We start from the raw sequence: 10,024 nt of genomic DNA, 5'->3' as shown, positions 1-10,024 counted from the left end.
CAGCGCGCCGCCCGGCCCGGGGTCGCGGCGGAAGGCGCGCAGCGTGCGGCGCAGCCGGACGGGCAGGTCCTCCCAGCGGTCGCGGGCCGCGGCCACCCAGGCGGGCGAGTCGACCAGGGCCTCCGGCGGGCCGCAGAGTTGCGCGGCGACCCGTTCGGTCGCGGCGGTCTCGGCCCCGGTCAGCACCAGGTCCGGTGCCGAGATCTCGATGTCCGGTGAAACCGGCACAGGTATCAGCCTTTCTCGAAGTGGTCGGGCGCGGGCGGTGGGCCCGCCTGAGCGGTCAGTGCGGAGCGGTCGCGTCCAGCTGCCCGGCGACCACGGCCCACAGGCTGCCGACGGTGTCGAAGGCGCCCGGGCCCAGCTCCTCGTCGGGGATGGCCACCTGGTAGGCCTCCTCGAGGCGCACCAGCAGCTCGACGGTGGCCATCGAGTCCAGTCCGGCGGTGCGCAGCTCGCGGTCGGCCGGCAGCGGACGCTCCTCGGCGAGCCGGGGCAGCAGGTCGGTCAGGACGGCCTCGTACCGCTCGTCCCAACTCGCGTTCGTGGTCATGGTGTTCAGCTCCTCGTGTCGGTGGGGTGGTGATCGGTGGGGTGGTGATCGGTGGGGTGGGGGCCGGCGGGACGGGGGCCGGCGGGACGGTGATCGGTGGCCGGCCGGCCGGGCAGCGGCTCGCGCCGGAGGGTGAGGCGGTCGGAGCTGACCACCCGGCCGTCCCGCACCGTGACCTCGGCCGGCGCCGGGCGGCTCAGGAAGCCGAGCAGGCTCGCGGTGGCGCCGTACGCGCCGACGTTGGGCACCGCCAGCAGCGCGCCGGCCTGCGGCGGGACGGTCTCGGCGGCCCGGCTGATCACGTCGGCGGGGGTGCAGAGCGGCCCGACCAGGGCCACCCGGCGGGTCGCGGTGACCCCGTCCGCGGGAGCGGACCCGGGCCCGGCGAGGCGTGGTGGCCCGGCGAGGCGCAGCGGCTCGGCGCGCAGCGAGGGCAGTCGGCCGACTCCGGAGAGCCCGCCCAGGTGGTTGATCCCGCTGTCCAGCACGCCGTACGTGGTGCCCCGGCTCTCCTTGACCTCGGTGACGGTGCAGATCAGCCGCCCGCTGTCGCCGACGAGGTACCGGCCGGACTCGAAGGCGAGCTCCAACCGCCCCCGCCAGCCCGGCAGGTGCTCGTCCAGCGCGGCCGTCAGGGGCGCGCGCAGCCCGTGGTAGCGCGGCCGCTCGCCCGGCGCCGCGTACGGGCAGGCGAAGCCGCCGCCGAGGTCGAGCATCCGCAGCGGCAGGCCCCAGTGGGCCTCCAGCGCGGCGGCGGTGCGGATCGAGGCGACCGCCTCGGCGAGCAGCCCCTGCGGGTCGGCGGCGTTGGTCAGCGGGAAGAAGTGCAGACCGCACAACTCCGTGCCGTCCACCGTGAACTCGGCGAGGTCCGGCAGCCCGTCCGCGATGTCGTGGCCGAACTGGGAGGCCCCGCCGGTCATCCGCAGGCCGACGCCCGCGCCCGCGCCGGTGCCGTTGATCCGCAGCAGGCAGCGCGCCGTCACCCCGAGGGCCCGGGCCTCGGCGCCGACCCGGCGCAGGTCGGCCGGCGACTCGACGGAGAAGGCGCGCACCCCGGCGGCCAGGGCCTCGCGCAGCTCCTGGGCGGTCTTGCCGGGGCCGCCGTAGAGGCAGTCGGCCCCGGTGAAGCCGGCCGCCAGCGCGGCGGCCAGCTCGCCGGTCGAGCAGATCTCCGGGCGGCAGCCGGCCAGGCGCAGGGTGCGGACCAGCTCGGGGTGCGGGTTCGCCTTGAGCGAGTAGTAGAGGCGGGCCTGTTCGGGCAGGGCCGCGCGCAGGTCGGCGGCGGCCCGGGCGACCCGGTCGAGGTCGTAGACGTACAGCGGGCTGCCGTAGCGGTGCACCAGCTCGGCCGCCAGCAGGTCCTCGGTGGCCCGTACGTCCGCGGTGGCCCGTACGTCCTCGGTGGCCGGCAGCTCCTCGTCCGCCGGCGCGTCCCCGGCCGGGGGCAGGTCGTCCGCCGCCGCTCGTCGGGGGGCGGGGGAGTGGTCAGTGCGCATCGGTCTCCAGCGCCTTCCGGTCGATCTTGCCGTTGGGGGTGAGCGGCATCCGGGCGAGGACGTGGCAGGTGGCGGGCACCTTCGCCGGCTCCAGCCGCTGCTCCAGTCCTTCGAGCACCCGGCGCGCGGTCAGGCCCTCCTCGCCGGTGACGACCAGGCGCAGGTCGAGCCCGTCCCGGGGCGGCAGCGCGGCGGCGGCGCGTACACCCGGCACGTCCAGGGCGGCGGCCTCGATCTCCGGCGTTCCCATCCGTACGCCGCGCCGCTTGAACTGGTCGTCGAGGCGCCCGGCGAAGTAGAGGTGCCCGTCCTCCTCCAGCCGGCCGTGGTCGCCGGTGTGCAGCCGCAGCCGACCGGTGCGGGGGTCGGGGCGGTAGCGGTCGGCGGTCGGTCCGGGCGCGTTCCAGTAGCCGGCCATCACGTGCGGGCCGGCGACGACGATCTCGCCCACCTCACCCGGCGGCAGCGCGCGGCCCCGGTCGTCGAGCACCTCGACCGTGGTGCCGTCCAGCGCCCGGCCCACCGAGCCGGGGCGTTCGCGGTCGGCGTCCGGCTCGGCGATCGTCACCCGCTTGCACTCGGTGATCCCGTACATCGCCACCACGGCCGCGCCCGGGAAGCCCGTCCGCAGCGCCTCGATGGTCGGACCGGGCAGCGCGGCACCGGTGTTGGTGAACAGCCGGACGTGCTCCGGCGGTGCGCCACGGGCGGCGAGCCGGCACAGCATCTCGGCCAGCGAGGGCACCACGGGGACGACGGTGGCCCGGTGCTCGCGCAGCGCGGTCAGCGCCCGCACCGGCGCGGCCGCGTCCGCCAGTACCACCTCGGCGCCGCCGATCGCGGCCAGCAGGAGCTGGTAGAGGCCGTAGTCGAAGGAGAGCGGCAGCGCGGCGAGCACCACGTCGTCCGGCCGGTAGGCGAGGCGGCGGGCGATCGCGCGGGCGGCGAAGACCACCTGGCGGTGGGTGCAGACCACGCCCTTGGGCGCGGAGGTGCTGCCGGAGGTGTAGATCAGCTGGGCGATCGCGTCGGCGGACGGCCGTCCGGCCGGGTCGCCGTGAGCTTCCGCGCCGTCGTGGCCCAGGAGTTCGGCGGGCGCGGCCGGACGGGCACCGCAGGCGGCGACCGCCTCGCGGACCGGCTCCGCCTCGGCCGGGTCGAGCACCACGACGGCGGGCGCGGCGTCCGCCAGCACCCCGCGCAGCACGAACGGCTTCAGCTCCGGGTTCAGCGGCACCGCGACGGCCCCGGCGCGCAGCACGCCGTAGTAGAGGGCGACGAACTCCCGCCGGTTGCCCAGCCGCAGGACCACCCGGTCACCCGGCGCGACGCCGCCGGGCCCGCGCAGCCAGGCGGCCACCGCCCGGCTGGCGCGGGCCAGTTCGGCGTAGGTCCAGGCGCCGCCGGCGTCCCGGACGGCGGGCGCGTCGGGGCGGGCGGCGGCGGCCGCGTCGAGCAGATCGATGACGCGGGTGGCGTCGGGGGCGCCGTCGGGGGTTCCGTGGCCGCCGGGAGCGCCCGTGTGCAGGGCCGCGGCGCTCACGCGCACCAGCCCGCGGGGTCGGTGATCTCGACGACAGCGCTGGTGCAGCTGTAGCCGGTGCCGCCGCCGACCAGGAGCACCCGGTCGCCCCCGCCCACCTCGCCGGTCTCCAGCAGTTCGTTCAGCCCGGCGACGTGGTCCCCGGCGCCCAGGTGGCCCACCTCGCGGCAGAACTCCCAGGTGGAGAGCTTCTCGTCGACGCCCAACTGCTGCTCCAGCTGCCAGGCCATCCGCTGGTGCCCGGTGGCGTTGAGCACCACCCGGGCGATCCGCTCGATCGGCGTGCCGGCCTCGGCCAGCGCGGCCCGGATCGACTCCGCCGCGACCTCGGCCGTCCGAAGCGTCACGGCCCGCAGGTTGCGGTGCGCGTGGAAGTACTCCTCGGTCCGCGCCCCCAGGTCCACCGGCCGGTCCGCCGCCTCCGGCCCGGGACGGAACCCGGCGCCCCGGGGCAGGCCCTCCAGGGAGTTGTCCACCCGGGTCGCGGTGGCCAGCAGCCGGCCCACCGCGTGCTCGGGGGAGGAGCTCAGCACCAGCGCCGTCCCGCCGTCGCCGTAGACCATGCCCCGCTCGGCCCGCCAGCGGTCGAAGGCCGGCGGCGCGAAGCGGTCGGCGGTGGTCAGCAGCACGGCCGCGTCCTCGCCGGGCCCGCGCGCCTGGAGCTGCCGGGCGGCGAGTTCCATCCCGGACAGCCCGGCGTTGCACTGCTGGAGCAGGTCGAAGGCGGGTACCGCCGGGCCGACGGTGTGCTGCGCCACGTACGCGGCGGCCGGCCACAACTCGGCGCCCTGGAACCACAGGTAGCTGTGGAAGACGGTGCCGATCCGTTCCGCCGCGCGGCCGGCCCGGCGCAGTGCGGTGCGGGCCGCGCGGACCGCCATCTCCGGCGCGGCCAGGTCGTCCGGCCCGCCGGCGGTGGCCGCGCTGACCGAGTCGATCCGGTTGACGGCGTGTTCCCGGGCGTCGTACGCACCGGCCGCGACCGCCGCGGCGGCGTCCGCGCGGTCGGCCAGCCAGACACCCGTGCCGGCCAGGTACACCTGCTCCCAGCGCATGTCTCTCCGATCTCCGGCCCCGTGGCAGCGCTCTGCCGGGGGCGACTGTCGGTGACGATGCTTCCGCTCCCCGCCTGCCGCGCGGTTGCCGTCCACTGGCCTCCGGCTGGGCACCCGCGGTCCCGCCACCGACGGCGCTCCGGTGGCCCGCTGGCCGGCGACCGGTGGCCGACGGTCGGCCCACCGACGGCCCACCGACCGCTCACTGAAGCCCGACTGACACCGGGCCCGGCCCCGCCGTGTGGCGGGACCGGGCCCGGAGATGCGTGCGCGAGGTCGAGAGGGGAGCAGGAGAACGCGGGAACGTTCCCACGGGTTGGGCGGAGGGGAGCGGTCCCGTGACACCTGCGGCACGGAACCGCCCTCTGGGCGCGGGTGCGTTCGCGCCCGCCCTGGCGTGAGCGCCCACCGAAGAGGACGGGCGCGGCGCGGGAGGCCGGTGATCGTCTCACCGTGGAGGTCGAGAACACCCCGTCAGGCTTCGGGCGGGGACGGCGCGGCAGGGTCTCACCAGGGGATCGGCCCGTCCGCGGCCAGGAAGGCGCCCGTCGGGCCGTCCTCGCCCACGGTCGCCAGGTCGACCGCGACGGCCGCGCCCTCCCGGGCCGTGCGTACCCCGGTGCGGCGGTTGAGGTCGGTCGCGCAGTAGCCGGGACTCACCGCGTTGACCAGGATCCCTTCGGCGCGCAGTTCGTTGGCGTAGAGCACGGTGACCGCGTTCAGCGCGCTCTTGGAGGTGCAGTAGGGGAGGAGGACCGAGTAGTAGGCGGACCACGGGCTGCCCGGGTCGGCCAGGTGGGTGAGGGAGCCGAGTTCGCTCGACATGTTGACGATGCGTGCGGCGGCGGAGCGGCGCAGCAGGGGGAGCATGGCGTGGGTCACCGCGATGACGCCGAACACGTTGGTCTCGTAGACCTGCCGGACGGTGGCGGCGGGGGTGTCGCTCGGCTGCTGCGCTCCGGCGGCGATCGCGGCGTTGTTGACGAGGATGTCGAGGCGGCCGAACGTGGCGTCGATGTGCTTGGCGGCGGCCTGGACCGACATCTCGTCGGTGACGTCCAGCGGTACGAACCGTACGTCGGCGCCGTCGGTGCGCAGCTCCTCGGCCGCCGCCTCGCCGCGCTCGGCGTCGCGGGCGCCGATCAGCACGGTGATGCCGAGGGCGGCGAGCCCGCGCGCCGTTTCCTTGCCGATGCCCTTGTTGGCGCCGGTGATCAGAGCGGTCTTCTGCGAAGTCGTCATGGCACCCAGCCTCGCCTCACCCACGGGCGGCGGGGAAAGACCGGACGAGTGTGGATCTATAGTCGACCGATATGAATGAGCTGGAGGTGCGCGAGCTGAGGTACTTCATCGCCGTCGCCGAGGAACTGAACTTCAGTCGGGCCGCGCAACGCCTGAGCATGGCGCAGCCCCCGCTGTCGAAGGCGATCGCCCAGATGGAGTCCCGGCTCGGTGTACGCCTGCTGGAGCGCACCACCCGGCAGGTGAGGCTGACCACCGCCGGTCAGGTGCTGCTCGACCAGGCCGTGATCGCGGTCGACGCGGTGCACGCGGCGGCCCGGCGTGCCCGCCGGGCCGGTCAGCCGACACCGCAGGTCGTCGTGGCGGTCAAGCCGGGAGGCGATGCCGGGCTGCTGCGGGACATCCTCGCCGCCTACCGGGCAACGGGCTCGCATCTGCCGCCGCCCGAAGTCGTCGTCGGCGGCAGCGGAGAGCCGATCGCCATGCTGCGGGACGGCCGTGCCGACGTAGCGCTGCTGCGCAGCCCGTTCGACGGTCAAGGGCTGGATTTCCAGACGCTCGTGGTCGAGCCGCGACTGGCCGTTCTCCCCGCCGCGCACCGCCTGGCCGGACGCCGGCGACTGCGGCTGACCGACCTCAAGGGCGAACCGGTCCCGCGCTGGAAAGGGGCCGCCCCCTCCACCACCGCCTACTACACGGGATGCGACGGAGCGGAGGCGGGCGACGGCCGGACGGGCCCGGCGCCGGACGACATTCCCGAGGGGCCGCTCGTGGCCAGCGTCGAGCAACTCCTGGAGGTGGTCGCGCTGGGCCAGGCGGTGGCGTTCCTGGCACTCTCCACCACCCAGCGGCACCAGCGCCCGGACATCGCGTACCGGCCGGTCACCGGCCTCAGCCCCAGCGCGGTCGTGGTCGCCTGGCCGGAGACCTCGCGATCGGCAGCCGTCGCCGCCTTCGTCCGAGCCGCCCACGACGTCGCCGCCCACCACCCCGACCACCTGGCCGCACTGGACGACTGACCGCGGGCGCTCACCCCTCGCCATGACGATCACCCGGGAGCGGTTCCGCTCCCGAGCGGTGGGCCCGCCGGTTCGCCGGCGGGCCCACCCGTGGGGCTGGGGGAGCGCTGCGCTGCTCAGGGCGTGAGGCGCAGGCGGTCGCGGGCGGTGGCGTCCACCGCTGCCGCTCCGTAGGGCCAGGCGAGGCTGTCGCCCCTGGCCCAGAGCCCGGTCTGGTCGGTGTAGGTGTCGGCGGTGGCGTGGCCGGAGGCGCCGGTCAGGTTGATCCAGCGGGAGCGCTCGAAGTCCGCCAGGTCCACCACCATCCGCATGGAGGGGACCCAGATCACCCCGAAGCCCTTCTGCGGGTCCCAGCCGTTGGCCAGCACCGTGTCGGTGCCGCCGCCGACGCCGATCGGGTCGGCGTTCAGCAGCCACTGCAGGGGGGCCGGGCCGGCGGTGCCCAGGGTGGGGTTCTCCAGCGTCAGGGTGTGCAGGGCACCCCAGCGCCACTTCTGCGGATCGTCGCCGAGTCGCTTCCGCAGGTCGGTGGCGGCCTGTTCCATCGCCCGGCGCAGCATCGCGTCGCGGCCCTGCACGGAGGGGTCGGCGGTGCTCGTCCACCAGAGGCTGTCCGGCTTGTCGAGCAGGCCGCGCACCACGTCGAACCAGCGGCCGCCGCCGTCCGGGTGGGCGTAGCCCTTGACCCCGGCCCGGCTCAGCCGGTCGGTGAACGCCTCCTTCAGCAGTTCGCGCCAGACCGCGTTGAAGTAGGCGGCCGGTGCCGAGTCGGCACCCTGGGTGAAGTCCCAGCCGCGCAGCAGGTCCTGGGCCGGCCCGGCCTGGGCGCCGACCTGGACCCGGAGCAGGTGGGGCACCAGGGTGGCGGCGTTGCCGTTCCAGGTGTCCTGGGTGATCCGCTCCATCGCCGCGACGTCCAGCTTGCCGGCCTGCTCGATGAGGTCGGTGATCCGCCGGCTGCGGTAGCCGGTGCCCCAGTCGCTGCCGATCAGGTGCGGGTAGCCCGGGCCGACGACCGCGTTGTTGGCGGTGACGATGTAGCCCTCCGGCGGGTTGAAGCTGGTGGGCAGTTGTTCGAAGGGCAGGTAGCCGGTCCAGTCGTGGGCGCCGGTCCAGCCCGGGACGGGGCGGCGGCTGTCGCCGGCCTTGCGGACGGGGATGCGGCCCGGCGTCTGGTAGCCGATGTTGCCGCCGGTGTCCGCGTAGATCATGTTCTGCACCGGGGAGGCGAAGAGCGCGGCGGCGGCGCGGAAGTCGGTCCAGTCCTTGGCCCGGTCCAGGGCGAAGAGGGCGTCCACGGTGGGGGCGGGGTCGAGCGCGGTCCACTGCATCGCCACCGCGTAGCCGTCCTGCTCGCCGTGCGGCGGGACGTCCGGCACCCGGCCGCGGTCGGCCACCTCGCCGGCGGACTTGAGCACGTCCGAGATCAGCGGGCCGTGCAGCGTCGACCGGACGGTCAGGTCGACCGGACGGCCGCCCGCCACCTTGATCTTCTCCTGGCGGACGGTCAGCGGCAGCTGCTTCCCCTCGTGTTCGTAGCCGGAGCCGCTGACCCGTTCCACGAACAGGTCGGAGTCGGCGGCGCCGAGGTCGGTGAAGCCCCAGGCGATGTCGGCGTTGTGGCCGATCACCACGCCCGGCATGCCGGCGAAGGTGAAGCCGCTGACGTCGAAGGCGCAGTCCGGGCCGATCCGGGTGCAGTGCAGGCCGACCTGGTACCAGATGCCCGGCAGCGAGGGCGTCAGGTGGGGGTCGTTCTCCAGCAGCGGCTTGCCGGTGGTGGTGCGGCTGCCGGCCACCACCCAGGAGTTGGACCCGATGCCGGTGCCCTGCGGGCCGAGGACGGCGGCCAGGACGGTGCGCACCGCCGCGCTGTCGGCCAGCGCGGCCGCGGCAGCGGCGGGGACGGCGGGCGCGGTGGGTGCCGGCGGTGCGGCGGCCGCTGCGGTCGGTGCGACTGCGGGCGGTGCGACTGCGGGCGGTGCGGCGGCCGCGGGCTGGGTGGCCGGCGCCCGGTCGGGGACGATCGGCGCCCAGCGCTGGTAGTCGTAGCCGGGGAAGAGGTCGTCGGACGCCCCGTCCGGCAGGTCGGCGGGCAGCATCGCGTGCTGGAACTGGTCGATCATGCCGGTGTTGAGGTTCCAGGCCATGGTCTTCAGCCAGGAGACCGAGTCGGCCGGGGTCCACGGCTCGGGTCGGTAGTCGTCGGCGACGAAGCCGAGCACCGGGTACTCCACCGACAGCTCGGCGCCCTCGTGCCGGCCGAGGTAGGCGTTGACGCCGTCGGAGAAGGCCCGGAGGTACTCCTGGGTCTGTGGCGACAGCATCGTCACCTCCTGCTCGGCCACCCGGTACCAGCCGAAGGTGCGCGCCACCTTGTCCGTCTGCACCTCGCCGGGGCCGAACATCTCGGCGAGCCGGCCGGCGGTGACGTGCCGTTGGACGTCCATCTGCCAGAACCGGTCCTGGGCCTGGGCGTAGCCCTCGGCGAGGAACAGGTCGTGCGCGTTGTCGGCGTAGATCTGCGGGATGCCCGAGGCGTCCCGGACGATCCGGGCCTCGCCGTGCAGCCCCGGCACGGTGGCGGTGCCGGAGAGCTGCGGAAGCGAGCGCTGGACCGTCCAGTACGCGTAGCCGGCCAGGCTGCCGGCGGCCAGCAGGACCAGGGTGGTGAGGACGATCGCGGTGCGCTTGAGGATCCGCAGCACGCGCCGTCGCCGCCGGGGGCGCGGCGCGGGACCGGGACCGTCGGCAGCGGGATCGTCGGCAGCTGGTTCGTCTGCGGTGGGTGCGCCGGGGGCGGGTGGTTCGGCGGCGGGTGCGTCGGAACCGGACGTCTCGGCGGCCGCTGCGGCGCGGTCGGGTGCGGGGCCGGCCTCCGGGGCCGGCCCGGTCTTCGCTGTGGGGTCGGTGGCCGGACGCGGATCGTCCGGCGGAGCGGTGTCGGTCTGGACTGTCACGGGGCGGTGCTTCCTTGTCTCGGCGGGATTCCGGCCATGGCGAGTACCGGCGGGCGCCCGCGGGGCGGCGCGGGGGGCCCGCGGCGGGGGGGAGCGGGGGGGGGGGGGGCGGGGGAAGGGGTCGCGGGGGGAGGGGGGGGCGCGGGCCCGCCC

7 protein-coding genes and 1 pseudogene are annotated in these 10,024 nt (G+C 75.6%); 1 reads left to right on the top strand and 7 read right to left on the bottom strand.

Translation table 11 applies throughout. The features are described 5' to 3' along the window. From ACFVHB_RS39350 to ACFVHB_RS39325, 6 genes and pseudogenes are all read right to left on the bottom strand, one after another. Positions 1 to 228: pseudogene (locus tag ACFVHB_RS39350) on the bottom strand (L-asparagine oxygenase); the annotation flags it as partial. Positions 229 to 283: 55 nt separating this feature from the next. Beyond that, the gene (locus ACFVHB_RS39345; RefSeq protein WP_380332678.1) at positions 284 to 553 is read right to left on the bottom strand and encodes a phosphopantetheine-binding protein; all 270 of its coding nucleotides are present in this window, start codon (positions 551 to 553) and stop codon (positions 284 to 286) included. Between the two features lie 5 nt (positions 554 to 558). Beyond that, the gene (locus ACFVHB_RS39340) at positions 559 to 2,052 is read right to left on the bottom strand and encodes a type III PLP-dependent enzyme (protein ID WP_380332675.1); all 1,494 of its coding nucleotides are present in this window, start codon (positions 2,050 to 2,052) and stop codon (positions 559 to 561) included. After that, entirely contained in the window at positions 2,042 to 3,595 is a 1,554-nt protein-coding gene (locus ACFVHB_RS39335) for a class I adenylate-forming enzyme family protein (RefSeq protein WP_380332672.1), read from the bottom strand. Before ACFVHB_RS39335 ends, ACFVHB_RS39340 begins: the two co-directional genes overlap by 11 nt. Further along, positions 3,592 to 4,650 carry a ketoacyl-ACP synthase III family protein gene (locus ACFVHB_RS39330; RefSeq protein WP_380332670.1) on the bottom strand — a complete coding sequence of 353 codons (1,059 nt, stop codon included), beginning with the start codon at positions 4,648 to 4,650 and terminating at the stop codon, positions 3,592 to 3,594. Before ACFVHB_RS39330 ends, ACFVHB_RS39335 begins: the two co-directional genes overlap by 4 nt. A gap of 507 nt (positions 4,651 to 5,157) precedes the next feature. After that, the gene (locus tag ACFVHB_RS39325; protein WP_380332667.1) at positions 5,158 to 5,892 is read right to left on the bottom strand and encodes an SDR family oxidoreductase; all 735 of its coding nucleotides are present in this window, start codon (positions 5,890 to 5,892) and stop codon (positions 5,158 to 5,160) included. A gap of 71 nt (positions 5,893 to 5,963) precedes the next feature. On the opposite strand from ACFVHB_RS39325, the gene ACFVHB_RS39320 reads away from it, so the two are divergent. Then, positions 5,964 to 6,911: a LysR family transcriptional regulator gene (locus ACFVHB_RS39320; protein WP_380332664.1), complete on the top strand. Its 948-nt coding sequence runs from the start codon at positions 5,964 to 5,966 to the stop codon at positions 6,909 to 6,911. Positions 6,912 to 7,027: 116 nt separating this feature from the next. Here the strand turns inward: ACFVHB_RS39320 and ACFVHB_RS39315 are convergent, their stop codons facing one another. Beyond that, positions 7,028 to 9,871 carry a penicillin acylase family protein gene (locus ACFVHB_RS39315; protein WP_380332661.1) on the bottom strand — a complete coding sequence of 948 codons (2,844 nt, stop codon included), beginning with the start codon at positions 9,869 to 9,871 and terminating at the stop codon, positions 7,028 to 7,030. Positions 9,872 to 10,024 lie beyond the last annotated feature (153 nt).

Source organism: Kitasatospora sp. NPDC127111 (assembly GCF_042677465.1).
GTDB lineage: Bacteria > Actinomycetota > Actinomycetes > Streptomycetales > Streptomycetaceae > Kitasatospora.
This window is presented reverse-complemented; position numbering and strand designations above follow the sequence as displayed.